24 protein-coding genes are annotated in these 26248 nt (G+C 66.9%); 13 read left to right on the forward strand and 11 right to left on the reverse strand.

The features are described from left to right. Window positions 1-8: 8 nt before the first annotated feature. Both purN and purH read left to right on the forward strand, forming a co-directional pair. Window positions 9-638, forward strand: a complete 630-nt coding sequence (gene purN / locus HNP02_RS12405) for a phosphoribosylglycinamide formyltransferase (protein ID WP_184438626.1) — start codon at window positions 9-11, stop codon at window positions 636-638. Next, a complete protein-coding gene (gene purH, locus HNP02_RS12410; RefSeq protein WP_184438628.1) occupies window positions 635-2212 on the forward strand; it encodes a bifunctional phosphoribosylaminoimidazolecarboxamide formyltransferase/IMP cyclohydrolase in 1578 nt (525 codons plus the stop codon). Before purN ends, purH begins: the two co-directional genes overlap by 4 nt. Before the next feature lie 56 nt (window positions 2213-2268). Here the strand turns inward: purH and HNP02_RS12415 are convergent, their stop codons facing one another. The 3 genes from HNP02_RS12415 to HNP02_RS43695 form a co-directional block, all read right to left on the reverse strand. Then, complete coding sequence (locus HNP02_RS12415; RefSeq protein ID WP_184438637.1) at window positions 2269-2778, reverse strand: nitroreductase/quinone reductase family protein; 510 nt, start codon at window positions 2776-2778, stop codon at window positions 2269-2271. Further along, a complete protein-coding gene (locus tag HNP02_RS43690; RefSeq protein ID WP_309241525.1) occupies window positions 2775-3278 on the reverse strand; it encodes a hypothetical protein in 504 nt (167 codons plus the stop codon). The genes HNP02_RS12415 and HNP02_RS43690 overlap by 4 nt, the downstream gene beginning before the upstream one ends. 183 nt (window positions 3279-3461) lie before the next feature. Beyond that, window positions 3462-3938, reverse strand: coding sequence for an epoxide hydrolase N-terminal domain-containing protein (locus tag HNP02_RS43695; RefSeq protein WP_309241526.1), 477 nt, complete (start codon window positions 3936-3938; stop codon window positions 3462-3464). Window positions 3939-4137: 199 nt separating this feature from the next. On the opposite strand from HNP02_RS43695, the gene HNP02_RS12425 reads away from it, so the two are divergent. The 4 genes from HNP02_RS12425 to HNP02_RS12440 all read left to right on the forward strand — a co-directional run bounded on the left by HNP02_RS12425 (window position 4138) and on the right by HNP02_RS12440 (window position 10458). Continuing rightward, window positions 4138-5709 (forward strand): esterase-like activity of phytase family protein, encoded by a 1572-nt coding sequence (locus tag HNP02_RS12425; RefSeq protein WP_184438639.1) that lies wholly within the window; start codon window positions 4138-4140, stop codon window positions 5707-5709. A 147-nt stretch (window positions 5710-5856) separates the two neighbouring features. After that, a complete protein-coding gene (locus HNP02_RS12430; RefSeq protein ID WP_184438641.1) occupies window positions 5857-7239 on the forward strand; it encodes a sigma 54-interacting transcriptional regulator in 1383 nt (460 codons plus the stop codon). Further along, entirely contained in the window at window positions 7232-9205 is a 1974-nt protein-coding gene (locus tag HNP02_RS12435) for a VWA domain-containing protein (RefSeq protein ID WP_184438643.1), read from the forward strand. Before HNP02_RS12430 ends, HNP02_RS12435 begins: the two co-directional genes overlap by 8 nt. A gap of 212 nt (window positions 9206-9417) precedes the next feature. Beyond that, window positions 9418-10458, forward strand: coding sequence for a hypothetical protein (locus HNP02_RS12440; protein ID WP_184438645.1), 1041 nt, complete (start codon window positions 9418-9420; stop codon window positions 10456-10458). Window positions 10459-10540: 82 nt separating this feature from the next. Here HNP02_RS12440 and HNP02_RS12445 read toward each other — a convergent pair whose 3' ends face one another. The 8 genes from HNP02_RS12445 to HNP02_RS12480 all read right to left on the reverse strand — a co-directional run bounded on the left by HNP02_RS12445 (window position 10541) and on the right by HNP02_RS12480 (window position 20485). Continuing rightward, window positions 10541-11119: a DUF1707 domain-containing protein gene (locus tag HNP02_RS12445; RefSeq protein ID WP_184438648.1), complete on the reverse strand. Its 579-nt coding sequence runs from the start codon at window positions 11117-11119 to the stop codon at window positions 10541-10543. A gap of 248 nt (window positions 11120-11367) precedes the next feature. Next, the gene (locus tag HNP02_RS12450) at window positions 11368-11646 is read right to left on the reverse strand and encodes a hypothetical protein (protein ID WP_184438650.1); all 279 of its coding nucleotides are present in this window, start codon (window positions 11644-11646) and stop codon (window positions 11368-11370) included. Window positions 11647-11992: 346 nt separating this feature from the next. Beyond that, the gene (locus tag HNP02_RS12455; protein WP_184438652.1) at window positions 11993-12793 is read right to left on the reverse strand and encodes an enoyl-CoA hydratase family protein; all 801 of its coding nucleotides are present in this window, start codon (window positions 12791-12793) and stop codon (window positions 11993-11995) included. Beyond that, on the reverse strand, window positions 12793-13950 hold the full coding sequence (locus HNP02_RS12460; RefSeq protein ID WP_184438654.1) for an acyl-CoA dehydrogenase family protein: 1158 nt from the start codon (window positions 13948-13950) through the stop codon (window positions 12793-12795). Before HNP02_RS12460 ends, HNP02_RS12455 begins: the two co-directional genes overlap by 1 nt. Continuing rightward, window positions 13950-15941 carry a biotin carboxylase N-terminal domain-containing protein gene (locus tag HNP02_RS12465; protein WP_184438656.1) on the reverse strand — a complete coding sequence of 664 codons (1992 nt, stop codon included), beginning with the start codon at window positions 15939-15941 and terminating at the stop codon, window positions 13950-13952. The genes HNP02_RS12460 and HNP02_RS12465 overlap by 1 nt, the downstream gene beginning before the upstream one ends. A gap of 80 nt (window positions 15942-16021) precedes the next feature. Next, window positions 16022-17617: an acyl-CoA carboxylase subunit beta gene (locus HNP02_RS12470; protein ID WP_184438658.1), complete on the reverse strand. Its 1596-nt coding sequence runs from the start codon at window positions 17615-17617 to the stop codon at window positions 16022-16024. 28 nt (window positions 17618-17645) lie between these two features. Then, window positions 17646-18794, reverse strand: a complete 1149-nt coding sequence (locus HNP02_RS12475) for an acyl-CoA dehydrogenase family protein (protein WP_184438660.1) — start codon at window positions 18792-18794, stop codon at window positions 17646-17648. Then, on the reverse strand, window positions 18791-20485 hold the full coding sequence (locus HNP02_RS12480) for an acyclic terpene utilization AtuA family protein (protein WP_375373665.1): 1695 nt from the start codon (window positions 20483-20485) through the stop codon (window positions 18791-18793). The genes HNP02_RS12475 and HNP02_RS12480 overlap by 4 nt, the downstream gene beginning before the upstream one ends. A 249-nt stretch (window positions 20486-20734) precedes the next feature. On the opposite strand from HNP02_RS12480, the gene rpmF reads away from it, so the two are divergent. From rpmF to HNP02_RS42660, 7 genes are all read left to right on the forward strand, one after another. Beyond that, entirely contained in the window at window positions 20735-20908 is a 174-nt protein-coding gene (gene rpmF / locus HNP02_RS12485; RefSeq protein WP_184438664.1) for a 50S ribosomal protein L32, read from the forward strand. Between the two features lie 50 nt (window positions 20909-20958). Beyond that, a complete protein-coding gene (locus HNP02_RS12490) occupies window positions 20959-21645 on the forward strand; it encodes a response regulator transcription factor (RefSeq protein ID WP_184438666.1) in 687 nt (228 codons plus the stop codon). Window positions 21646-21653: 8 nt separating this feature from the next. Next, window positions 21654-23129, forward strand: a complete 1476-nt coding sequence (locus tag HNP02_RS12495) for an ATP-binding protein (RefSeq protein WP_375373666.1) — start codon at window positions 21654-21656, stop codon at window positions 23127-23129. A 149-nt stretch (window positions 23130-23278) separates the two neighbouring features. Further along, the gene (locus HNP02_RS12500; protein ID WP_184438670.1) at window positions 23279-24646 is read left to right on the forward strand and encodes a S1C family serine protease; all 1368 of its coding nucleotides are present in this window, start codon (window positions 23279-23281) and stop codon (window positions 24644-24646) included. A gap of 29 nt (window positions 24647-24675) precedes the next feature. After that, window positions 24676-25215, forward strand: a complete 540-nt coding sequence (locus HNP02_RS12505) for a molybdenum cofactor biosynthesis protein B (RefSeq protein WP_375373667.1) — start codon at window positions 24676-24678, stop codon at window positions 25213-25215. Between the two features lie 159 nt (window positions 25216-25374). Next, a complete protein-coding gene (locus tag HNP02_RS12510; protein ID WP_184438672.1) occupies window positions 25375-25533 on the forward strand; it encodes a hypothetical protein in 159 nt (52 codons plus the stop codon). A 378-nt stretch (window positions 25534-25911) separates the two neighbouring features. Further along, window positions 25912-26248 (forward strand): MspA family porin (locus HNP02_RS42660; RefSeq protein WP_375373661.1); only part of this gene is annotated, 337 nt, incomplete at its 3' end.

Raw genomic sequence — 26248 nt, forward strand, 5'->3', positions numbered from 1 at the left:
TGCCTGTCGTGCAACCCCCGCTCCAAGTGCTCCCGAGCGCACCGGCGCGGCTGGTGGTCCTGGCGTCTGGCACCGGTTCGTTGCTTCAGTCGTTGTTGGACGCCGCGGTAGGTGACTACCCGGCCAGGGTCGTCGCCGTCGGCACGGATCGTGCCTGCCCCGCCCTGGACATCGCAGCGGCGGCCTCGGTGACCGGCTACACCGTGCGACTCGGCGACTACCCCGACCGCGCAGCCTGGGACCGCGACATCGCCGAGGCGACGGCCGAGCATCAGCCCGACCTGGTGGTGTCGGCGGGCTTCATGAAGATCCTTGGGCCCGAGTTCCTTTCCCGCTTCCTCGGCCGGGTGGTCAACACCCATCCGGCCCTGCTGCCCGCCTTCGCCGGGGCGCACGCGGTGCCCGAGGCGTTGGCTTACGGTGTGCGAGTCACCGGCTGCACCGTGCACCTGGTGGACGAGGGCATGGACACCGGGCCGATCCTGGCGCAGGAAGCGGTACCCGTGCTCGACGGTGACGATGAAGCGAGCCTGCACGAACGGATCAAGGTCGTCGAACGACGGTTGTTGGTGGATGTGCTCGCCGCGATGGCAACGCGCGGCGTGACGTGGACGGGACGAAAGGTGGTCTTGGGATGACGCAAAGCGACGGACGACGCCCGATTCGGCGGGCGCTGATCAGCGTCTACGACAAGACCGGGCTGGCCGATCTCGCGCGTGGGTTGCACGACGCGGGCGTGGCCATCGTGTCAACCGGGTCGACCGCGAAGACCATTGCGGCGGGCGGTGTTCCGGTGACGTCGGTCGAGGACGTCACCGGTTTCCCCGAGGTGCTCGACGGCAGGGTCAAGACGTTGCACCCACGGGTGCACGCGGGCCTGCTGGCCGATACCCGCAAGCCGGAGCACCTCGCCGCGCTTGAGGAGCTCGGCGTCGCCGCGTTCGAACTGGTGGTGGTCAACCTCTACCCGTTCACCGAGACGGTCGACTCCGGCGCCAGCGAGGACGAGTGCGTCGAGCAGATCGACATCGGTGGGCCGTCGATGGTGCGTGCCGCCGCCAAGAATCATCCCAGTGTCGCGGTCGTCGTCGATCCACTCGGCTACGACGGCGTGCTGGCCGCGGTCCGGTCGGGTGGCTTCACGCTCGCCGAGCGAAAGAAGCTGGCGTCGTTGGCCTTCCGGCACACCGCGGAGTACGACGTTGCGGTCGCGACGTGGATGGGTTCTACGCTGGCGCCGGAAGGCTCCGATGCATTGCCGTTGTTGCCGCAGTGGTTCGGGGGCACCTGGCGGCGCTCGGCGGTCCTGCGCTACGGCGAGAACCCGCACCAGAGCGCCGCGCTGTACACCGACGACAGCGCATGGCCCGGTCTCGCGCAGGCCGAGCAGTTGCACGGTAAGGAGATGTCCTACAACAACTTCACCGACGCCGACGCGGCGTGGCGGGCCGCCTTCGACCACGAGGACACCTGCGTCGCCATCATCAAGCACGCCAACCCATGCGGGATCGCGGTCTCGTCGGTGTCGGTTGCCGACGCGCACCGCAAGGCCCACGAATGCGACCCGCTGAGCGCGTTCGGCGGCGTCATCGCCGCCAACACGACCGTCAGCGTCGAGATGGCCGAAACCGTGGCAGACATCTTCACCGAGGTGATCATCGCCCCCGCCTATGAGCCAGGGGCCGTCGACATTCTGGCGCGCAAGAAGAACATCCGAGTTCTGGTGGCGGCCGAGCCGTTGGTGGGCGGCACCGAGTTCCGTCAGGTCAGCGGGGGACTGCTGGTGCAGGAGCGCGATGCGATCGACGCCGAGGGCGACGACCCGAACAACTGGACGCTCGCTACCGGCTCGCCTGCCGACCCCGACACGCTCGCCGATCTGGTGTTCGCGTGGCGCGCCTGCCGCGCGGTGAAGTCCAACGCGATCGTCATCGCCAAGGACGGCGCGACGGTCGGCGTCGGCATGGGTCAGGTCAATCGCGTCGATGCGGCGCGACTGGCCGTCGAGCGGGCCGGTGACCGGGTGCCCGGCGCCGTCGCGTCGTCCGATGCGTTCTTCCCGTTCCCCGACGGGTTGGAGACGTTGACGGCCGCCGGTGTGAAGGCGATCGTCCATCCCGGCGGGTCGATGCGCGACGACGTGGTCACCCAAGCCGCTGAAGCAGCAGGCATCACTCTGTATCTCACCGGGGCACGGCACTTCGCGCACTGATCGGGCACTAGGCCCTACAGACCGCCGCTTCTTCGCCACTAGTGCGGGCCGTGTCTCTACTGAACGGCGTTGGTTCCCTTGCCATGTTCTGGCGGTGCGGCGGTATGAATGCGGAACACGGTGCATCTGCCGGCGAGGTCGGCAAAGGCATCGGGGGTGATGTCGTTGATGATGCCGGCGTCGCGCATGATCCGGGCGCCGGTGGCGGCTTGGCGGGGCCAGTGCCGAAGCACGGCTATGGCATCGGATGGGTCGAGCTCGGTCAGGTCGATGTGCTCGATGCGGTCACCAACCGACAATTGGGCACATCCGTTGGCGGCCCGGACGTTCGCTGCCCAGTCGGCTCCGGGGAAGCCTTCGAGGAGGTAGCGGTTGTTGTTGACGGTGACGACGGTAATCGGCGTACTTCGGGGGCGTCCCGTCGCTCGCCCCCTCACCGTCAGTACGTGCAGCGTGGGCATCCCTCCGAACCGGCGGATGAGCAGGAACGCTCTATTGAGGGGTTTGAGCCAGCGCGGCGGCGGGTGGCGGGGCCCGTGTGACCCTCTTCGTGGCCGCCGAATCATCGTAGAGTCCTGAAGAACTCGCGGATATCAGTCACCAGTGCCGTCGGTTCCTCCATGGCGGCGAAGTGGCCGCCCCGGTCGAGTTCGGTCCACCGCGTGATGGTGTTGTCGGCTTCGGCGAGCTGCCGGATCCCCACATCGTGGGCGAACACGATCGCCGCAGTGGGCACGCCGCTGTTGATTTTGGGGGCGCCCCAGGCTGCGCTTTGTGCGTAGCCGACGTAGGCCGACGAAGCAGCGGTACCGGTCAGCCAATACGTCATTACGTTGGTCAGCAACCGGTCGCGGCTGAGAATGCGGTCAGGCAGATCATGGCGCGGGTGGGTCCATTCGCGGAATTTGTCCATGATCCAGGCCAACTGCCCGACGGGGGAATCGATCAGGCCGTAGCCCAGGGTTTGGGGGCGGGTGGACTGGATGGCGATATAGCCGAACTCTTCGCGCATGAACGCTTCCACGCGGGCGATCCGGTCGCGTTCGATCGGCGAGAGGGTGGTCATGACTTCCTCCGGCAGCGGTACTTCGGGGAATCCCCCGGGACCGCCGTTGGTGTGCACTCCGATGACCCGTGCGGGGGCGATCCTGGCGACTTCCGGGGCCACGGCAGCGCCGATGTCGCCTCCTTGAGTGCCGTAACGGTCGTACCCGAGCCGCGTCATCAGTTCGTTCCACGCGGTGGCGATTCATGTTGTGGTCCAGCCAGATTCGGATATCGGTCCGGAGAAGCCGAACCCGGGTAGTGCGGGAATCACCACGTCGAAAGCGTCCCCGCGGTCTCCGCCGTGGGCCGTGGGATTGGTCAGCGGGCCGATCACGTCGAGGAATTCCACCACTGAGCCCGGCCACCCATGGGTCAAGATCAGCGGCAACGCATCGGGCTCTGTTGAGCGTACGTGCATGAAATGGATCCGTTGCCCGTCGATGATCGTGGTGAATTGCGGGATCTGGTTGAGTTCGCGTTCGGCGGCTCTCCAGTCGTAGTCGTTTCGCCAGTAATCACTGAGTTCGCGCAGCCACGCCACCGGCACACCCGTATCCCATCCGTCGCCGGGAAGCACTGGTGGCCAACGTGTCTCGTCGAGGCGACGATGCAGCCGATCAATCTCAGCCTGTTCGATTTCAATCCGGAACGGCAGGACGTCGCTGTGGTTATTGGTCATGACGGCGACGTTAGACACGGCATAGGACCGTTTCTGTCCTAAGACTCGTGCCGAGCACTCCACGAGGGATGCTGACTGCCGGCACGGCCATGCGGTCGTTCACCTGGCAGACACCTGCCGGTTGACCGCCGGTGCTAATGCTTAGCCCATGATTGTGCGCCCAAAGCCATTGGTAACTGCGGGGATTGTCCTGATCACGATGGCCGCCACGTCCTGCTCATCCGGTTCGAACGCGTCGTCGCCATCCGGCGCGAGCACCCCATCGACCCCGCCGGTGGCGGCCCAGCTGACCACAGGGGTCGATCAGCCGCTCACTCTCACACCCTCCCAGCTACTGGCGGCGACCGGTGGCACAACGCCCGTAGCGTTCGCTTCGCCCGGGCACGGAAAGATCGGCTACGGGAGCGGCGGCGCGATGGTCTATACCCCGGAGAAGGGCTTCTCGGGCACCGACGAACTGAAGGTGACCACTGCAGAAGCGGTCAAGCTGTACGCCGTCGACACTCCGCCGATCGCCACCGTCGGTGGGGTGGCGATCGAAAGCAGCGCCGACGGCTCGGCAATCGCCGCCGTCCCCGGCAGCACCGACGAGGTCTACGGGCTCAGCGACCGCGGTCCCAACGTCGACGGCCGTACCGACGACGAGAAGGTGTTGCCCGTCCCCGACTTTCAGCCCCGAATCAACGAGTACAAGCTCAGCGACGGGACCGCCACGGTCGAGAAGACCATCGGGCTGACGGGTACCGACGGCGCACCATTGCGCGGGCTCGTCGATCCGCAGGCGAACACCGGCGAGACGTTGGTGGACATGAACGGCGCACCACTGCCGACGTCCGATCACGGCCTCGACACCGAGGGTCTCGTCGCGCTGGCCGACGGCACCTTCTGGGTGTCCGATGAGTACGGGCCGTTCCTCGTCCACTTCGACGCGGCAGGCAAGGAGCTCGAACGGTTGTCGCCGTTCGACGGCACGCTGCCACGCGAATTGTCGCTTCGCACACCGAATCAGGGGATGGAGGGCCTGACGATCACCCCCGACGCCTCCACGTTGGTGGGGATCATGCAGTCGGCGCTCAAGACGACAGGGCTGGAAGGCTCCGCGAAGTCGGTGGCGTTCACCCGCATCGTCACGGTCAACCTGGCCACCAAGGCCGTCAGCGAATACCTGTACCCGCTGGCCAATCCGCAGGTGACCAAGGTCGCGGTTTCGGAGATCACCGCGCTGACCAACACGACGTTCCTCGTCGACGAGCGCGACGGCAAGCTGGCACCTGGCGCCGACAAGAAGGTCTACGTCGCCGACATCTCCGGGGCCACCGATGTCGGTCCCAAGGCGTCGGTGCCGGGTGCGACGTACAGCGCCGACGCGGGCGGACTGCAGGTGGGTGGCAAGGCCATCGAGACGGCGATCGGGGTCACCACCGACACCGAGGCCGTCGCGGCCTTGAAGGCCAAGGGCATCACGACGGTGACCAAGACGCTCAAGCTGGATCTGGGCGGTTTGTTGACCGAGCTCAACGCCAAGGGCGAATTCTTCGGCCACGACAAGGTGGAGGGCCTCGCCACTTCGGACGGTGGAAACACGCTGACGATCTCCAACGACAGCGACTTCGGTCTGGCCGGCCTGGCCTCCGAGACGCCGCCGTTCACCTTGAAGCCGAAGACGCTCGCCAACGGCAGGCAGGACACCGGCGAATTCCTCGTCGTCGACACCACCAAGTTGCCAGCCAAGACCCAGACGACGACGGTGTCCATCAAAGTCGGGCCCTGACCGAGGGCGGCCCGCCGGCCCCGACTATCCAGAAAACTCCCTGGAACAGCGTCAACACCCGTATTCCCCAAAGCGTCGACCAATTCGGGTTTTCGCTATGAGCTGGGAGCGGATGCCCCACGGCAGTGACCGTCGTAGCGTGGAGTCGTGACATCGTCTAACAAACTCGCGCGCACGCTCGGCGAACTCCGTGCCTCCGGGCATCGCGAGCGCGGCGTCAAGCAGGAAATCCGGGAGAACCTCCTCGCCGCACTGGCCGACGGCCGCGACGTATGGCCGGGCATCTTCGGCTTCGAGGACACCGTCCTGCCCCAACTGGAGCGCGCGCTGATCGCGGGACACGACCTGGTCCTGCTCGGGGAGCGCGGGCAGGGCAAGACGCGACTGCTGCGCGCACTGACCGGTCTGCTCGACGAGTGGACGCCCGTGATCGCGGGGTCCGAGCTCAACGAGCATCCGTACACGCCCATCACGCCTGAGTCGATCCGTCGCGCTGCCGATTCTGGCGACGACCTGCCCGTGGCGTGGAAGCACCGCAGCGAGCGCTACAGCGAGAAGCTGGCGACGCCCGACACCAGCGTCGCGGACCTCGTCGGCGACATCGACCCCATCAAGGTGGCCGAGGGCCGCAGCCTCGGTGACCCGGAGACCATCGCGTTCGGCCTGATCCCGCGCGCGCACCGCGGCATCGTCGCCATCAACGAGCTGCCCGACCTCGCGGAGCGCATCCAGGTGTCGATGCTCAACGTGATGGAGGAGCGCGACATCCAGGTGCGCGGCTACACGCTGCGCCTGCCGCTCGACGTGCTCGTGGTGGCCAGTGCCAACCCCGAGGACTACACCAACCGCGGCCGGATCATCACGCCGCTCAAGGACCGGTTCGGCGCCGAGGTCCGCACTCACTACCCGTTGCAGCTCGAGGCCGAGGTCAGCGTCATCAAGCAGGAGGCGCACCTGGCCGCGGCGGTGCCCGACTATCTGCTTCAGACGTTGGCGCGGTTCGCCAGGAACCTTCGCGAATCGCAGTCGGTCGATCAGCGCTCCGGTGTGTCGGCCCGGTTCGCGATCGCGGCCGCCGAGACCGTCGCCGCGGCGGCACGGCACCGCTCGACGATCCTCGGCGAGGACGAGCCGGTGGCGCGCGTGGTGGATCTCGCCACCGTGATCGACGTGCTGCGCGGCAAGCTGGAGTTCGAGTCCGGCGAGGAGGGCCGCGAGCAGGCCGTCCTCGAACACCTGTTGAGGCGGGCCACCGCCGACACGGCGCAACGGCTCCTCGGTGGCATCGACGTCGGCCCGCTGGTTGTCGCCGTCGAAGAGGGTTCGCCCGTCACGACCGGCGAGCGCGTCTCGGCCAAGGACGTTCTCGCGGCGCTGCCCGACCTGCCCGTGCTGGATGCCATCGCCGAGCGCCTCGGCGCGACGACCGACGGCGAACGCGCCGCCGCCGCCGAGCTGGCGCTCGAGGCGTTGTATCTGGCCAAGCGCATCGACAAGGTGTCCGGCGACGGCGAAACCGTCTATGGCTAAACGGACGTCGCGCTACTCGCGATACAGCGGCGGCCCCGACCCGTTGGCTCCGCCGGTCGACCTGCGCGAGGCGCTCGAACAGATCGGCCAGGAGGTCATGGAGGGCAGCTCGCCGCGGCGGGCCTTGTCCGAAATGCTGCGGCGCGGCACCAAGAACATGACCGGCTCCGACCGGCTTGCCGCCGAAGCCAACCGCAAGCGCCGGGAACTGTTGAAGCGCAACAACCTCGACGGCACGTTGGCCGAGATCAAGAAGCTGCTCGACGAGGCCGTGCTGGCCGAGCGCAAGGAGTTGGCCCGCGCGCTCGATGACGACGCCCGGTTCGGCGAACTGCAGCTCGAGTCGCTGTCGCCGTCGCCCGCCAAGGCCGTCCAGGAGCTATCCGAGTACGAGTGGCGCAGCCCGGAGGCGCAACAGAAGTACGAGCAGATCAAGGACCTGATGGGTCGCGAGATGCTCGATCAGCGGTTCGCAGGCATGAAGCAGGCGCTGGAGAACGCCACCGACGAGGATCGTCAGCAGATCAACGAGATGCTCGACGATCTGAATGACTTGCTGGACAAGCATTCTCGCGGCGAGGACTCGCCTCAAGACTTTCAAGACTTCATGGACAAGTACGGCGAGTACTTTCCGGAGAACCCGAAGGACATCGACGAGCTGCTCGACTCACTGGCCAAGCGGGCGGCCGCGGCGCAGCGGTTCCGCAACAGCCTGTCCGCCGACCAGCGGGCCGAGCTGGATTCGTTGGCGCAGCAGGCATTCGGCTCGCCATCGCTGCAGAATGCGCTCAACCGTCTCGATTCGCACCTACAAGCCGCGCGGCCCGGTGAGGATTGGTCGGGCTCGGAGCGGTTCTCGGGCGACAACCCGATGGGCATGGGGGAGGGCGCTCAGGCGATGGCCGACATCGGCGAGCTCGAGCAGCTCGCCGAGCAACTGTCGCAGAGTTACTCCGGCGCCACGATGGACGACGTCGACCTGGACATGCTGGCCCGCCAACTCGGTGAGGACGCGGCGGTCGACGCTAGGACGCTTGCCGAACTCGAACGCACGCTGATGAACCAGGGCTTCCTGGACCGCGGTTCCGACGGTCAATGGCGCCTCTCACCCAAGGCCATGCGGCAGCTCGGGCAGGCCGCCCTGCGCGACGTCGCGCAACGACTGTCGGGTCACCACGGCCAACGTGACACACGTCGCGCTGGCGCGGCAGGGGAGCTCACGGGGGCGACGCGGCCATGGCAGTTCGGCGACACCGAACCGTGGAACGTCACCAGGACGCTCACCAACGCGGTGCTGCGCCAAGCCGGGACGGGCGTCGCCGAGCTGCCCATGCGGCTCACGGTGGAAGACGTCGAGATCTCCGAGACCGAGACGCGCACCCAGGCCGTGGTGGCGCTGCTCGTCGACACGTCGTTCTCGATGGTGATGGAGAACCGGTGGCTGCCGATGAAGCGGACCGCGCTGGCGCTCAACCATCTGGTGAGCACCCGGTTCCGCGCCGACTCGCTGCAGATCATCGCGTTCGGTCGCTACGCGCGGACGGTGACACCAGGAGAGTTGGCCGGGCTGGAAGGCGTCTACGAGCAGGGCACCAACCTGCACCACGCGCTTGCCTTGGCGGGCAGACACTTGCGCCGCCACCCGAACGCTCAGCCGGTGGTGCTCGTCGTCACCGACGGCGAGCCGACCGCGCACCTCGAGGACTACGGCGACGGGGACGGCACGTCGGTCTTCTTCGACTACCCGCCGCACCCGCTGACCATCGCGCACACCGTGCGAGGTTTCGACGACGTCGCCCGGCTGGGCGCGCAGGTGACGATCTTCCGGCTCGGTAGTGATCCCGGTCTCGCGCGGTTCATCGACCAGGTCGCGCGGCGGGTGGAGGGACGCGTCGTAGTGCCCGAGTTGGACGGACTGGGTGCCGCCGTGGTGAGTGACTACCTGCGGTCCCGCAAACGGCGCTAGCAGGTTGCCTAGAGGCGTCGATCCGGTGTTTCTCGCGGCTCTCACGATCTCAGCAAATACTTCCCGGCGATCGTCGATATCGACCCGCCTGCATCGGCAGTCGAGGTCCCGTGCTGGATAGCCGCTATATCCCATGTTTCAGGCCTTTCTAAGGTATGTTCTCAGCAAATGCATACGCGGTCCGCTGGTCCGCACCCGGGAAGGAACTCACCATGATTTGGGCCAAGACTCCTGCAGCTGCGAGTTCGATATTCTGCGCGGTGTGCATTGCCACGGCGGCGGTGCTCCCGGCCGTCGGACCGGCGGCAGACCGGCTCGCGAACGCGGTGTCCGCCGACGTGAACCTGAAGGTCAATTGGGGCGCTCTGGCGAACTTCGATGCCGTACCGATCTTTCAGGCAGCCGCAGCCGGCGACCCGACAGCTATCTTCGCGTTGGGTTCGCTGAATGCGATACCGGCCTACCTCACATTTGGCTTGACCGGCAACACCGATGCGCTCGCAGCCCTCGATAGTCTCAGCGCGGTACCGGTGTACGCGGCCGCCCAGGCAGCGGGCACCGGTGACCCGGCCCTCCTGGCCGGTATCGATGCTTTCAGCGGCGTGCCCTCGCTTCAGGCCATCGCGAACGGTGACCGGACCGGCTACTACGGTCTCGACTCCACGAATGCAACGCAGGCCTTCGACAAATGGGCGGCCTCCAACTACACCGACCTGAGTGCCTTCGAGCCAAGCGATACGAACGCCGGCTACGCCGCGCTGAGTGGGGCGAACACCTGGTCGAAGGCAAACGCGTCCGGCAACGTCGCGGACCTCGCAGGCATCGACGCCTTCAGTGCCATCCCGGCACTCCAGACGCTGGGGAATCCGGCCTCCACGCAGGCAGACATCTGGGCGGCGCAGCGGAGCCTGGCCTCGGTCAGCGCCATTCCCGAGTACCAGGATGCCCCGGTGCCGGATCCAGATGCCCCGCCGTCGGGCGATTCCCTCGCCTTGGCGAAGACCACGTCGGTCGAGACTCCGGCGGCGGCCATCGAAGAGACGACCAAGAAGTCGTCGAACGGATCTTATTCAGCCAAGTTCACGCCGGCGGGGGCCCCCGTCCTCTTCGGCAGCGGCGGTGGCAAGAACGCTGCCGACAACGGCATCCGCGGGTGGGGAGACGCTGTCAATGGACTTCGTGCGTCGGTCGGTCTCGGGCCGGACCCGTCGACACAGAGTGCAGATCCCGGTACCGGCGGAGCCACCCCGTAGGAGTACCTCCAGCCAGACAAACACATCGGCCCCTTCCATTGCGGAAGGGGCCGATGCGTTTCGAACAGGTCTTGGCCGGGAGTCAGCCGGCGCTCTTGCGCTTCTTGCGCTTGATGCCGACGCTGCCCCACAGCGAGAAGCCGCGGATGGTGACGTGCGGAGCGCCAGGTGAGCCGAGCCCGCCGACGTGGTCGAACGCACCCATCACGCCGACGCCGCGGACGTCGACGTTCACCTCCGGTGGCAACAGGATGGTCTGCCCGCCGAAGATCGAATACGAATGGATCTCCACGTCCGGTGAGGTGAAGTCGGCATAGCGGAGATCGATCACGCCGCCGCCGAACAGGGCCACCGACGTCAACCGCTTCGGTACGTTCCAGCGCCCGCGCCGTTCGAAGCCGCTCATGATCGCCAGCAGCAATGTGGACGGCGCAGGCCGGGCGGGCCCTGCCCTAGGTGGGGTCGCGGTGCCAGGCAGGTCCGCACTCAGCCGGGCCAGGTCGCCGTAGGTCTGCGCCGCGTACGCCTTGGCGAGGCGGTCCTCGTACTCAGTCATCGGAAGCCGACCCTGTGCGGCCGCATCGGTGAGCAGTTGCGCAACCTGAATGCGATCGGTGTCGGCAGCGCGCATGGATCCGTTGCGCGACGCGGGAGTGCTCATCAGAGATGAGCCTACGACGATCGCTGGCGCACGCAAGGTTGTTGCCCAAATCGTGCCCTCGCCTGCCACGGCGAAGCAGTTAGCCAGGCGCTGACCGGCCGTGACTCAGCTGGTTGGTGGGGTTGTGCGAAAACACTCGCCTGCCTTGGGAAGCCGGCCACGCTGGCACGCTCACACCGCGTGGAGCAAAAAGCCGACCACCCCCGCCAAAGCCTCGGGCTCCAACGGGGGTGGTGGGTCAAATTGTCTTACTCGGCCGGGAACGCCTTCTCCCACGCACCACCATTGACGGCGGTAACGCCCTGTTCCCACGCACCGTTGCCATCACCGGCGGGGTCGAACGCCTTCTCCCACGGGCCGAATGACGTCAGTTCGTTCCAGACTGGCGCGTTGGTGCCGTCGTTGTTTATGTCACCAACGCAGGGCGCGCAGCTAAAGTCCATGCCGGGGCCGGCCATTGCCGGCGCGGCGAAGGCGAGTGGGGCTGCAATCGCCGCGGCAGCGATAGCGGCGCGTCGAATAAACATTTCTTGTCCTTTGCGTCGTGCGCCCGATGACCCCGGCGCCGGGTGCTCGTGTTCGCTAACAGCTTCCCTCAAGGTAGTACACAGACGGCCCAAGCGCCAGCGCAAACTTCACGCAAACGTTAACTTATAGCAAAGTGGATGAAATGCCGCGACCCAGGTCGCCGCACCGTCACCTTCGCCCCAGGAAACTCCTGCCCAGCCCAGATTAGGTATGAACGCGCGGGTCAGCAGTTCGGCTCGTCGCGTGTCGCGGCCGTCATCGCGGTCTTATGTCGGGTTGACCTGCGCCAACATGGCTCCGCGGCCGTCCTCCCGTCAACGTTCCACGACCACCGACCCGCTGTTTTCAGGATTGGGCCGCCACGGCCCAGTTCGGCAGGCGCTTCTGCAAGAACGCCATCATGCCCTCGCGGGCCTCCTCGGAGACGAACAGCTCCGCCGACTGCTTGGCGAGCTCGTCGGCGTGCCGGTCGAAGTCCGCGAGGATCGATGCCGTGGTGAGTGCCTTCGACGCGGCAAGGCCCTGCGGCGAGCCCTTGGCGATGTTTTCGATCAGCGCTTCCACAGCTGCGGCCATGCCCTCGGCGGAATCGGCGGCCTGTGTGATCAGTCCGATCGCTGCAGCCTCCACTGTGTCGAACTTCTCGCCCGTGACGAAGTACCGGCCCGCCGCGCGCGGACTCATCTTCGGCAGCAGGGTCAACGAGATGATCGACGGCGCAACGCCGATGCGGGCCTCGGTGAGTGCGAACGTGCTTGCAGGCCCGGCCACGACGAGGTCGCACGCGCCGATCAGGCCGAGACCGCCTGCCCGCACGTGGCCGTTCACGGCGGCAATGACGGGGATCGGCACTTCCAGGATCGCGCGCAGCAGGTGGGTCATCTCGTGTGCTCGGTGTACGGCGACGTCAGCCGGATCGGCATCCTGCTTGCCGGAAGTGGCTTGTGCGAGGTCGGCGCCCGCGCAGAACGTGGTGCCGGTGTGCGTGAGCACGACGGCGCGCACGCCGGACTCCTCGGCGGCGTCGCTCAGTCCCTGCTGGAGTTGATGCACCAGGGCGGTCGACAGCGCGTTGTGATTGTGCGGCGAGTCCAGCACGATGCGCGCGGCCGCGCCCTGGACGGTGTAGTGGACCAGCGAGGGCATCAGTAGGACCGAGGGAGGCCCAGCGACGTCTGGGCGACGAAGTTGAGGATCATTTCGCGGCTCACCGGGGCGATCCGGGCCAGCCGCGACGCTGTGAGCACCGAGGCGATGCCGTATTCCTTGGTGAGCCCGTTACCGCCGAGGCTCTGAACGGCCTGGTCCACGGCGCGGACCGATGCCTCGCCCGCGGCGTACTTGGCCATGTTCGCCGCCTCGGCCGCGCCGCCGTCGTCGCCGAGGTCGTAGAGCGTGGCGGCCTTCTGCATCATCAGCTTGGCCAATTCGATCTCGATGTGGTTCTGCGCCAACGGGTGTGAGATGCCCTGGTGTGCACCGATCGGAGTCTTCCACACCTGCCGGGTCTTGACGTACTCCGTGGCCTTGTTGATGGCGAAACGGCCCATCCCGACGGCGCTCGCCGCGCCCATGATGCGCTCCGGGTTCAAGCCCGCGAACAACTGGGCGATCGCCGCGTCCTCGGATCCGACGAGAGCGTCTGCAGGCAGTCGGACGTCGTCGAGGAACAGCTGGAACTGGTTCTCCGGGCTGACGATCTCCATGTCGATCGCGGTCCAGGAGAGGCCAGGAGTATCCGTCGGCACCACGAACAGCGCGGGCTTCAGGTTGCCGGTCTTGGCCTCTTCCGTGCGGCCGACCACCAGGATCGCCTGCGCCTGGTCCACCCCGGAGATGAAGACCTTCTGCCCGGACAGGATCCAGTCGCTGCCGTCACGGCGCGCGGTCGTGGTGATCTTGTGCGAGTTCGAGCCCGCGTCGGGCTCGGTGATGGCGAAGGCCATCGTGATGCTGCCATCGGCGATGCCGGGGATCCAGCGCTTCTTCTGTTCCTCGGTGCCGAACTTGCTGATGATGGTGCCGTTGATGGCGGGGGAGACCACCATCAGCAGCAGCGCGCAGCCATTGGCCGACATCTCCTCCATGACCAGCGAGAGCTCATACATGCCCGCGCCGCCGCCGCCGTACTCCTCGGGCAGGTTGACCCCGATGAAGCCGAGCTTGCCTGCCTCACTCCACAATTCGGTGGTGTGCGCACCGGACCGGGCCTTCCCCAGGTAGTATTTCTCGCCGTAGTTGGCGGCGAACTGTGAAACGGCCTTGCGCAGTTCCTTCTGTTCATCGGTCTCGACGAAGCTCATCAGTGTTCCTTCTGCTCGGGGTCTTCGGTGTCTTCTACACGAGCGAGTACGGCGCCGACGTCGACCTGTTGGCCGGCCGCGACGTTCAGCTCGGCGAGCACACCACCGCTCGGGGCGGTGATGGTGTGCTCCATCTTCATCGCCTCCAGCCAGATCAGCGGCTGGCCGGCCGTCACCTGGTCGCCGATTGCCGCGCCGACGCGGATCACCGACCCAGGCATCGGGGCCAACAACGAGCCTTGCGCAACGGCGGCATCCGGATCGGGGAAGCGGGGCTGGGCCATCAGCCGGACCGGTCCAAGTGGGCCGTCGACGAAGACGTCCTGGGATCCGGGGGAGCCGTACCTGGCGACGTCGAACGGGCGCTCGACACCACTTGTCGTCAGCACCACCTGGTCGGACCTCGACGACACCAGCGTCACGTCGTCGAAGTCCGGCAGTTCCAACCGACCGCGGACGAAGCGGTACCGGATCTCGTAGTCGTCGTCGGCGTCGGCGAAGCGCTTGGTCTGGTAGCCCGACGACATGTTGCGCCACCCGCTCGGCAGATCGGCCAAAGCCGTTGCGGTCCGTCGGTTTTCGGCAGCTTCGGCAAGAGCCGCGGCCAGCGCGGAGAGCTTCGCGGCGGACTGGTCGGCCAGCGGCTCCGCCAGCTTGGCCAGGTCGTGGGTGTCGAAGAAGGCGGTGTCGGTGGCGCCGTCGAGGAACGCTGGGTGGCGCAGCACGTTGACGAGCAGGTCGCGGTTGGTCCGAATGCCGTGCAGGCGGGTGCGCGCCAGGGCGTCGGCCAGAATGCCCGCAGCCTGCCGCCGCGTTGGGGCGTAGGAGATCACCTTGGCCAGCATCGGGTCGTAGAACACCGACACAGAAGAGCCGTCCACGATGCCGGAGTCGACACGTACCCCGGGGCGGTCCAGCGTGCCGAACTCGGTGCGGGTGCCTGGCACGTCGAACCGGTGGACCGCGCCGGCCTGCGGCTGCCAGTTCTTGGCCGGGTCCTCGGCGTAGAGTCGCGCCTCGATCGAATGACCGCGAGCGGCAGGCGGTTCAGCGGGTAGACGGCCGCCCGACGCGACGTCGAGCTGCAACTCGACAAGATCGAGGCCGGTGGTCTCCTCGGTCACCGGATGCTCCACCTGAAGCCTGGTGTTCATCTCGAGGAAGAAGAAGTCGCCTGCCTCGTCCGCCATGAATTCGACGGTGCCCGCGCCGGTGTAGCCGATCGCCTCCGCGGACAGGCGCGCCGCGTCGAAGAGCTTGGCGCGCATGCCCGGTGTGCGCTCGACGAGCGGCGACGGCGCCTCTTCGATGATCTTCTGGTGTCGGCGCTGAATCGAGCATTCGCGTTCGCCGACCGCCCAGACGGTGCCGTGTGCGTCGGCCATCACCTGGACCTCGACGTGATGGCCGGTGGCCAGGTAGCGCTCGCAGAACACTTCTGCGTCGCCGAACGCCGACTGTGCCTCGCGTTGGGCGGCCTCGACCTGCCCGGGTAGCTCGGCCAGGTCGCGCACGACGCGCATGCCTCGGCCGCCCCCACCGGCCGACGCCTTGATCAGTACCGGCAGTTGCGCGGCGGTGACAGTGTCGGGGTCGAGCTCGTCGAGAACCGGCACCCCCGCGGCGGCCATCATCTTCTTGGCCTCGATCTTGGAGCCCATCGCCTGCACCGCCGCGACGGGCGGCCCGATCCAGATCAACCCGGCCTGTTGCACGGCCGCCGCGAATTCGGCGTTCTCCGAGAGGAATCCGTAGCCGGGATGGATGGCGTCGGCATCCGACGCAAGGGCTGCGACGAGGAGTTGCTCCACGTCGAGATAGCCGTTGTTGCCGTCGAGTCGAACCCGGACGTCGGCCTCGGCGACGTGGGGGCTGGCGGTGTCCGGCTCGGTGTAGACGGCGACGGTGCCGATCCCGAGGCGGCGGCAGCTGGCGAACACGCGGCGGGCGATCTCACCGCGGTTGGCGACCAGGACTCGGGTGATGGTCATCTCGTTCCCTCCGCGATTTGTGCACGCGGAGTGGCGCCCCACCGCGGCTGAACGTGCACAAATCGCTGACATGGTGGGCCTCACATCCGGAAGACGCCGAAGTTCGACGTCCCCTCGATCGGGCCGTTGGCGATGGCGGACAGGCACATTCCGAGCACGGTGCGGGTGTCGCGGGGATCGATCACGCCGTCGTCGTAGAGCATGCCGGACAAGACCATGGGCAACGACTCGGCTTCGATCTGACCCTCGATCGCCGCCCGCAGTGCGGCGTCGGCGTCTTCGTCGACCTGCTGGCCGCGGGCCTCGGCGGCGGCCCGGCTCACGATCGACAGCACGCCGGCGAGTTGGGCGCCACCCATCACCGCGGACTTCGCGCTCGGCCACGCGAACAGGAAGCGGGGGTCATAGGCGCGGCCGCACATGCCGTAGTGGCCCGCCCCGTACGATGCGCCGATCAGCAGCGAGAGGTGCGGCACGGTCGAGTTGGAGACGGCGTTGATCATCATCGCACCGTGCTTGATCATCCCGCCTTCCTCATACTTGCGCCCGACCATGTAGCCGGTCGTGTTGTGCAGGAAGAGAAGTGGTGTGTCGGAACGGTTCGCCAACTGGATGAACTGGGTGGCCTTCTGGCTCTCCTCGCTGAACAGCACACCGCGGGCGTTGGCGAGGATGCCGATCGGATAACCGTGCAGGGTGGCCCACCCGGTCACGAGCGAGCCGCCGTAGAGCGGTTTGAACTCGTCGAACTCCGACCCGTCGACGATGCGGGCAATCACGTCGCGCGGATCGAACGGGATGCGCAGATCGGCTGGCACGATGCCGATGAGCTCCTCGGCGTCGAACAGAGGACCGCTGACCGGACCCGGCGTCGGGCCCTGCTTGCGCCAGTTCAATCGGGCCACGATCCGGCGAGCGATCCGGATGGCGTCGAGTTCGTCGACGGCGAAGTAGTCGGCAAGGCCCGATATGCGAGCGTGCATCTCGGCTCCGCCAAGGGATTCGTCGTCGGACTCCTCGCCGGTGGCCATCTTCACCAGCGGCGGTCCGGCGAGGAACACCTTCGATCGTTCCTTGATCATCACCACGTGGTCCGACATGCCGGGGACATAGGCGCCGCCCGCGGTCGAGTTGCCGAACACCAATGCAATCGTGGGAATACCCGCGGCTGACAGTTGGGTCAGGTCGCGGAACATCCGCCCGCCAGGGACGAAGATCTCCTTCTGGGTGGGCAGGTCCGCTCCGCCCGACTCGACCAGCGAGATCACCGGCAGCCGATTCTCGCGTGCGATCTGGTTGGCGCGCAGGATCTTCTTCAACGTCCACGGGTTGCTGGTGCCGCCCTTGACCGTCGGGTCGTTGGAGACGATCAGGCACTCGACGCCCTCGATGACGCCGATGCCCACCACCACGCTGGCTCCGACCGTGAAGGCGGTGCCCCACGCGGCGAGCGGGCTCAGTTCCAGGAACGGCGAGTCCGGGTCGAGCAGCAGGTCGAGCCGTTCACGGGCAGTGAACTTGCCGCGGGCGTGGTGGCGGTCGACGTACTTGGCGCCGCCGCCGGCCAGCGCCTTGGCGTGCTCGGCGTCGACTTCGGCGAGCTTGGCGGTCATGGTCTCGGCGGCGTCGGCGTAAGCGGCCGAGCGTGGGTCGAGCGTCGACTTCAACTGTGTCATGCGCGATCCGCTCCGCTACTCGCTCGTGTCATGACTGGAATCCAAGGGTTTTCGCCGCGAGGCCGGTCAGAATCTCGGTGGTACCGCCGCCGATGCCGATGATGCGCATGTCGCGGTACTGGCGTTCGATCTCGGACTCGGCCATGTAGCCCATTCCACCGAACAACTGCACGGCCGCGTTGGCCACCCACTCGCCGGACTCGACGGCGGTGTTCTTGGCGAAGCACACCTCGGTGATCAGGTTGGTGTCACCCTGTTCCTGCCGTTCGACCAGCGCGCGGGTGTACACCCGCGCAACGTCGACCCGGCGCGCCATCTCGGCCAGCGTGTTCTGCACCGACTGCCGCGAGATCAGCGGTCTGCCGAAGGTCTCCCGATCACGACACCACTGCACGGTCAGGTCCAGGCAGCGTTGCGCGCTCGAATACGCCTGCGCCGCAAGGCCGACCCGCTCGCTGACGAATGCGGCGGCGATCTGCAGGAAGCCGCTGTTCTCGGCTCCGATCAGGTTCGCCACGGGCACCCGCACGTCGGTGTAGGACAACTCGGCGGTGTCCGACGAGCGCCAGCCCATCTTCTCCAGCTTGCGGGTGACCTCGAAACCCGGCGCGGCCTTGTCCACGACGATCAGCGAAACACCTGCCGCGCCAGGCCCGCCGGTGCGGGCGGCAGTCACCACGAAGTCGGCGCGCACGCCGGATGTGATGTAGGTCTTCGCGCCGTTGATGATGTAGTCGTCGCCATCGCGGGTGGCCCTGGTAGTGAGGTGCCCGACGTCGGACCCGCCGCCCGGCTCGGTGATCGCCAGCGAGCCGATCTTCTCGCCGGACAACGTCGGTCGCACGTAGGTGTCGATCAGTCGTTGGTCACCGGAGGCGATCATGTGCGGCACGGCGATACCGCACGTGAACAACGAGGCGAACACCCCGCCCGGTGCGCCCGCCTGATGGATCTCCTCACAGATGACCACCGCGTCGGCACTGTCTCCGCCGCCCCCGCCGACCGCCTCGGGAAACTGCGCTCCGAGCAGGCCGGCCTGGCCTGCCTTGCGGTGCAGTTCCCTTGGCAGGTCGCAGGTGCGTTCCCACTCGTCGATGTTCGGGACGATCTCGCGTTCGGTGAAGTCGCGCACCGTCTTTCGAAGTGCCTCGCGCTCGGGCGTGGTCCAGATGCTCATGACAGGAACTCCTGTGGGATGTCGATGTGGCGGGACCGAAGCCATTCGCCAAGGCCCTTGGCTTGCGGGTCGAAGCGGGCCTGGTAGGCCACGCCCTTCCCGAGGATGCCCTCGATGACGAAGTTCACCGCGCGCAGGTTGGGCAGCAGGTGGCGGGTGACCATCAGGTCGGCCGTCTCCGGCAGCAGCGCGCGCAGTTTGTCGACGGTCAACGTGTGCGCGAGCCAGCGCCACTGCTCACCGGTGCGCACCCACACCCCGACGTTGGCGCTGCCGCCCTTGTCGCCGCTGCGTGCTCCGGCGACGAAACCCAAAGGTGCGCGGCGGGTCTCGCCGAACGGCATCGGTTCTGGCAACGCGAACGGTCCGACCGGCTCGAGCACCTTGGTCTCGGTGGCGGCGGGAATGTCGGTGCGCGTGCCATCGGCGTGCATCGCGACGTGAGGTACCTCGGTCGCGTCGACGTAGCCAGGGGTGAACACACCGTACACCTGGCCGTCGCCCGGCGGTGCGGTTGACGTGAATCCCGGGTAGCTCGCCAATGCCAATTCGACTGCGGCGGAGGAGAAGTGGCGTCCGACATTCGCAGGATCGGGGTCGCGGACCACGCAGCGCAGCAGCGCGCTGGCCGCTTCCTCGGTGTCGGCGTCGGGATGGTCGGTGCGCGCCAGCGTCCACTCCAGCTCCGCGGGCTTGACCGTGAGGTTCGCCTCCAGCTGGCGTTTCACCAAGTCGGCCTTGGCGTCGATGTCCAGGCCGGTCAGCACGAACGTCGTCGCGTTGCGGAAGCCGCCGATGGCGTTCAGCGACACCTTGAGCGTCGGTGGTGGCGGCTCGCCCCTGACTCCGCTGATGCGTACCCGGTCGGGTCCTTCGTCGCGCAGGGCCAGGCTGTCGACTCGCAGTGTCACGTCGGGGTTGGCGTAGCGCGCCCCGCCGATCTCGTAGAGCAGCTGTGCGGTGACGGTGTCGACGCTGACCAGGCCGCCGGTGCCGGGATGCTTGGTGATCACCGACGATCCGTCGGCGTCGATCTCGGCGATCGGGAAGCCGGTGTTGAGGAGGTCGGGAACTTCGGTGAAGAAGGCGTAGTTGCCGCCGGTGGCCTGGACGCCGCATTCGATGACGTGGCCCGCGGCCACCGCTCCGGCGAGGGCGTCGTAGTCGGTGCGGTTCCAGCCGAAGTGGGCCGCGGCGGGCCCGACGATCACCGAGGCGTCCGTGACCCGGCCCGTGACGACGACGTCGGCGCCCGCGTTCAGACAGTCGACGATGCCCCAGGCGCCGAGATAGGCGTTGGCCGAGAGCGGCGTTCCGAATCCGAGTTCCGCGGCGCGGCCGATCAGGTCGTCACCTTCGACGTGGGCGACCTTCGCGTCGAGTCCGAGCCGGTCGGCCAGCGCCCGGACGGCGGTGGCCAGCCCCGCGGGATTGAGGCCACCGGCATTGGCGACGATCCGAACGCCCTTGTCGAGCGCAGTACCGAGACACCCCTCGAGCTGGGTCAGAAACGTCTTCGCATAGCCGCGGTCGGGCGCCTTGGCCCGGTCGCGCGCCAGGATCAGCATCGTCAGTTCGGCGAGGTAGTCGCCGGTGACGTAGTCCAGTTCGCCGCCGATGAGCATCTCGCGCATCGCGGAATGCCGATCGCCGTAGAAGCCTGAGCAATTGCCGATCCGAACTGGTCCGATTTCTCGGCTCACTCGTTCTCCTAATCAGCTTGATTCAGCCAACCAACCACCCGGTAGATTAGTCGGTACCACCGGTCCCACGTCAAGCCGCGATTCGGCGTGTTCACTCGCGCTGGGTGCGGAAAAGCACGCCGAAATCCCTCCTTTTGGAGGCTACGCAGCTCACCGGCTATCCTGAGGGGCAATTGCCGACGCCCGAAGGTCTGCGCGGCTACCAGATTTTGATCCCATTGAAGAGGAGAGCCGATCATGGCTGTGCCCAAGCGCAGAATGTCGCGGTCGAACACCCGTAGCCGTCGCTCGCAGTGGAAGGCCACTGCAACCGATCTCGTCGGCGTCAACGTTGCCGGTCAACAGCACAAGGTGCCGCGTCGGCTGCTCAAGGCCGCCCGCCTCGGCCTGATCGACCTCGACCGCCGCTAGCTCGGCGCGCCTCTCAGCCCCCTCTCAGACAGTGGGTTGACACTGTGGCTGTGCGCATACTTGTCGTCGACGACGATCGCGCTGTGCGCGAATCCCTGCGCCGGTCGCTCGCCTTCAATGGTTACTCCGTCGAGTTGGCCCAGGATGGTCTGGAAGCCCTCGAGCGGATAGCCAGCGATCGACCGGACGCCCTGGTTCTCGACGTGATGATGCCGAGGCTGGACGGCCTCGAAGTCTGCCGTCAGCTCCGCAGCAGCGGCGATGACCTGCCCATTCTGGTGCTGACCGCACGCGACTCGGTATCCGAGCGGGTGGCCGGTCTCGACGCGGGCGCCGACGACTACCTGCCCAAGCCGTTCGCGCTCGAGGAGCTTCTCGCAAGGATGCGCGCGCTGCTGCGCCGCCGGACCGTCGACGAACACGCCGATTCCGCCGCCATGACGTTCTCCGACCTGAGCCTCGACCCGGTCACCAGGGAGGTCACCCGCGGGCAACGCCAGATCAGCCTGACCCGGACCGAGTTCTCGTTGCTGGAGATGCTGATCGCCAACCCGCGCCGGGTGCTGACCCGCAGCCGCATCCTCGAAGAGGTATGGGGTTTCGACTTCCCGACCTCCGGCAACGCACTCGAGGTATACGTCGGATACCTGCGCCGCAAGACCGAAGCCGAGGGGGAGTTGCGACTAATCCACACCGTACGAGGTGTGGGTTATGTGCTGCGCGAGACTCCACCCTGATGTCGGTGGTGAAGACGTGGAAGGAGTCGTTCCGCCGGGCGCCCCCGCTGCAAGCCTCCCTCCACGACGCCAGTTCCGTTTCGCTTCGGTGGCGGGTGATGCTGCTGGCCATGTCGATGGTGGCGATGGTCGTGGTGCTGATGGCACTCGCGGTCTACGCGGTGGTGTCGCGGGCGCTGTACGACGACATCGACAGCCAACTGCAAAGCCGCGCCCGGTTGCTCATCGAGAGCGGATCGTTGGCCGCCGATCCCGGCAAGGCCATCGAGGGCACGGCGTACTCCGACGTCAACGCCATGCTGGTGATCCCAGGCCGGACGATCTTCACCGCAAACCAGGAGGGGCAGACGCTACCTCTCGGTGATCCGGAGAAGGACGTCGTCCAGGGCAAGCTGCTGATGTCGCTGCGCACCACGAACCATCAGCGCGTGCTTGCCGTCCACCTGTCCAACGGCAGCTCACTGCTGATCTCGAAGAGCCTGGCGCCCACCGGTGAGGTGCTCAAACGGCTCGGCACCATCCTGCTCATCGTCGGCGGGCTTGGCATGGCGGTGGCGGCGATCGCGGGTGGGACGGTCGCGCGCACCGGGTTGCGACCTGTGGCGAGGCTCACCGAGGCCACCGAGCGGGTGGCGCGTACCGAAGATCTGCGGCCCATCCCGGTTCATGGCAACGACGAACTGGCCCGGCTGACCGAGGCGTTCAACATGATGTTGCGTGCGCTGGCCGAGTCGCGGGAACGCCAGGCGCGACTGGTGTCCGACGCCGGCCACGAGCTGCGCACGCCGCTGACGTCGCTGCGCACGAACGTGGAGTTGTTGATGGCCTCGATGGCGCCGGGTGCGCCGCGCCTGCCCGACGAGGAAATGGCCGGTCTGCAGTCCGACGTGATCGCCCAGATCGAGGAGTTGTCGACACTGGTCGGCGACCTGGTCGATCTGACCCGCGACGACGCCGGCGTCACGGTTCACGAGCCCGTCGACATGTCGGAGGTCGTGAACGGCAGTCTGGAACGGGTTCGGCGGCGCCGCAACGACATTGAATTCGACGTGTACGTCGAGGGCTGGCAGGTCTACGGCGACGCCGCCGGGCTGTCGCGGGCAGTGCTCAACCTGCTCGACAACGCCGCGAAGTGGAGCCCGCCAGGCGGTCGGGTGGGTGTGCGGCTGATCCGGTTCGACGCGGTCAACGCCGAACTCGTCGTGTCGGATCACGGGCCGGGCATCCCGCAGCAGGAGCGGAGGCTGGTGTTCGAGCGGTTCTACCGGTCCACCTCGGCGCGAGGGCTGCCAGGCTCGGGCCTGGGTCTGGCCATCGTCAAGCAGGTCGTGATGAAACACGGTGGGACGCTTCGGATCGAGGACACCGTGCCCGGCGGAGATCCGCCGGGGGCGTCGATTCACGTGGTGCTGCCAGGCAGACCCGGCGCGACACGCCCGCCGAACGCGGTGGACGGGATCGACACGAGCGCCGAGAATGGGTGAATCGGGCGGGAGTTCAAGCAAAGTCTCGGGATGTGCCGAATGTTCTCTAAGTCGATTCTCAGACCAGAGGGGCACTCTCATGATGCGCCGATCGTTCTACTCGTAAGACGGTTGTCGCAAACTACTCCAGGGAAGAGCACCGACCAGCAATGACGAATCAGCCGAGGTATTCGCCGCCGCCACCGCCCGGTCACCGCCCGGGCCCGTACGACCGCGTGGCGCCGGGCTACCCCGGCCAGCGCCCCGGTGTACCGCAGCAGTCCTATGACTGGCGCTATGCGACCCAACAACAGACCGCCCAGCAACAGGCCTACCGCGGTCCTCATGACCCGTATCGCGGCGCCCCCCAGACGCAGGGGATGCCCGGTCCGCATCTGCCGCCCGCCCCTCGGAAGCGTTCTCGCGCAGGGGCTTTGACCATCGGCGCACTCGCCATAGCGCTGGTCTCGGCCGGCGTCGGCGGCGGTGTTGCGACATTGGTAAGGCCGGACCATCCGACGATCTCCACTAGCGCCATCGGTGCGGCTCCCACCGTGCCCGCGGCCAGCCTGCCCGCCGGATCGGTCGAGCAGGTCGCGGCCAAGGTGGTTCCCAGCGTGGTCAAGCTGGAGACCGACATGGGAAAGCAGTCGGAGGAGGGGTCGGGCATCATCCTGTCGTCGGACGGCCTGATCCTGACCAACAACCACGTGGTGGCCGCGGCCAAAGACGGATCAGCCGGGGCTCCTTCAGGCGCCCCAGGCGCACCCGCCCCCACACAGACCAAGGTCACCTTCGCCGACGGCAACACCACGACGTTCACCGTGGTGGGCACCGATCCGAGCAGTGACATCGCCGTCGTGAGGGCGCAGGGCGCGTCCGGATTGACCCCGATCACCCTCGGCTCGTCGGCCAACCTTCGGGTCGGCCAGGACGTGGTCGCCATCGGTTCGCCACTCGGCCTCGAGGGCACGGTCACCACGGGCATCGTCAGCGCCCTCAACCGGCCGGTGGCCGCGGGCGGTGACGCACAGAACCAGAACACCGTGCTCGATGCCATCCAGACCGACGCAGCGATCAACCCGGGTAACTCGGGTGGTGCGCTGGTCAACATGAACGGCGAGCTGGTGGGCGTGAACTCGGCCATCGCGACGCTCGGCGGAGAATCGGCGTCGTCGCAGAGCGGTTCCATCGGCCTCGGCTTCGCCATCCCCGTCGACCAGGCCAAGCGCATCGCCGACGAACTGATCCAGAACGGCACGGCGTCGCACGCCTCCCTTGGCGTCCAGGTCGGGAACGACGCGGGTGCCGACGGCGCCAAGATCGTCGACGTGACCAGTGGTGGCGCGGCGTCTGCGGCGGGGCTTCCGAGCGGCGTCATCGTCACCAAGGTGGACGACCGAGTGATCAGCAGCGCCGACGCTCTGGTTGCCGCGGTTCGCTCAAAGGCGCCCGGTGACCAGGTGACGCTGACCTACCTCGACACGTCCGGCAAGCCGCAGACGGTGCAGGTCACGCTGGGGAAGGCGGCACAGTGACCATCGCAGCGGACCGCCCGGGCTTGAAAATGGCAACGCCCCTGTCGCCGTCGGGATATACGGTTGCGTTCATGGAACAGCCTGGGGAACTGGTCGGCCGTGCACTCGTCGTCGTCGTCGACGACCGAACTGCGCACGGTGACGAGGAAGATCACAGCGGACCGCTGGTCGCCGAACTGCTCGGCGAAGCCGGCTTCGTCGTCGACGGTGTCGTGGTGGTCTCCGCCGATGAGATCGAGATCCGCAACGCGCTGAACACCGCCGTCATCGGCGGCGTCGATCTGGTCATCTCGGTCGGTGGCACCGGTGTCACGCCGCGTGACGTCACGCCGGAAGCCACCACCACCATCCTGGATCGCGAGATTCTCGGCATCTCCGAGGCGCTGCGCGCGTCGGGCTTGTCCGCCGGCATCGTCGATGCGGGTGTTTCGCGGGGCCTGGCAGGAATCTCGGGCAGCACCCTCGTGGTCAACATCGCCGGGTCACGCGGCGCGGTGCGCGACGGCATGGCCACATTGGGTCCGCTGGCGACCCAGATCATCGGCCAGCTATCCAGCCTGGAGATCTGAACCGTTGCACTCGCCAATGCCGCCCGCCTGCCCAATGAGCAGGTCTGGGCGGCATTCACGACTGTCATCAACGGTTGACACGTGGGCCCGTCTTGCGTTACCGGAGTATGAACAGCTACGAACTCCGGAATGTGATCTTCGTCACACCAAAGGTTCGTTGTGAGCGAGCCCACGCAGCCAAAGCGACATCTAGTTAACAAGATTTTCGGTGATTCCATTCCCGATACGACTGGCGACGAACGCGACGATGCCGCACCTGCCGAGGAGGCAGAGCGCGAGCGCTGGTTGCGGGACAATGTTCCGCCGCACCATGCCTGAGCTGTGATTTCGCATCTAACCTGGGAAATAGCAGGTCCTGCCGCACATTTGGCGAACATCCGCGGTGTGCGGGGCCAGGGCCCGTCGTCCCGGCCGTACTAGTCCCGCGGCAGCGCGCCAGTGCAGCGTCATGGCGCCTCAGCAAACTTCGTCCGACTCCTGACACGGCCACGCGCGACAGTGCGCTTGCGTTGCCGGGTGGATGCCTCCCCGTTATGTTTCTGCTGTCAACGATGAGCAAAACGTAAGAACAGCATGTGGGATTTCTAATTCCGCTCACATGGAGGTCTTGCGAGGTGTGTGGTTTAGCGACAGTGCCACGCACCAAGGAACACGGTGAACCCACGGGTTGAGCCGTACTACACAGCTAGGGAGAACATGAAGGCATTCAGTCGGGTGCTGGTCGCGCTGGTGGCGGCCGTCGCGGCGCTGTTCGCGAGCACGGGCACCTCACACGCAGGTCTGGACAACGAGCTGAGTTTGGTCGACGGCCAGGATCGGACCCTGACGATCCAGCAGTGGGACACCTTCCTCAATGGTGTGTTCCCCCTGGACCGCAACCGGCTGACCCGTGAGTGGTTCCACTCCGGCCGGGCCAAGTACATCGTCGCCGGCCCCAGTGCCGACGAGTTCGAGGGCACCCTGGAGCTGGGTTACCAGATCGGCTTCCCCTGGTCGCTGGGCGTTGGCATCAACTTCAGCTACACCACGCCCA

The organism is Mycobacterium sp. AZCC_0083, from assembly GCF_014202335.1.
Taxonomy (GTDB): domain Bacteria; phylum Actinomycetota; class Actinomycetes; order Mycobacteriales; family Mycobacteriaceae; genus Mycobacterium.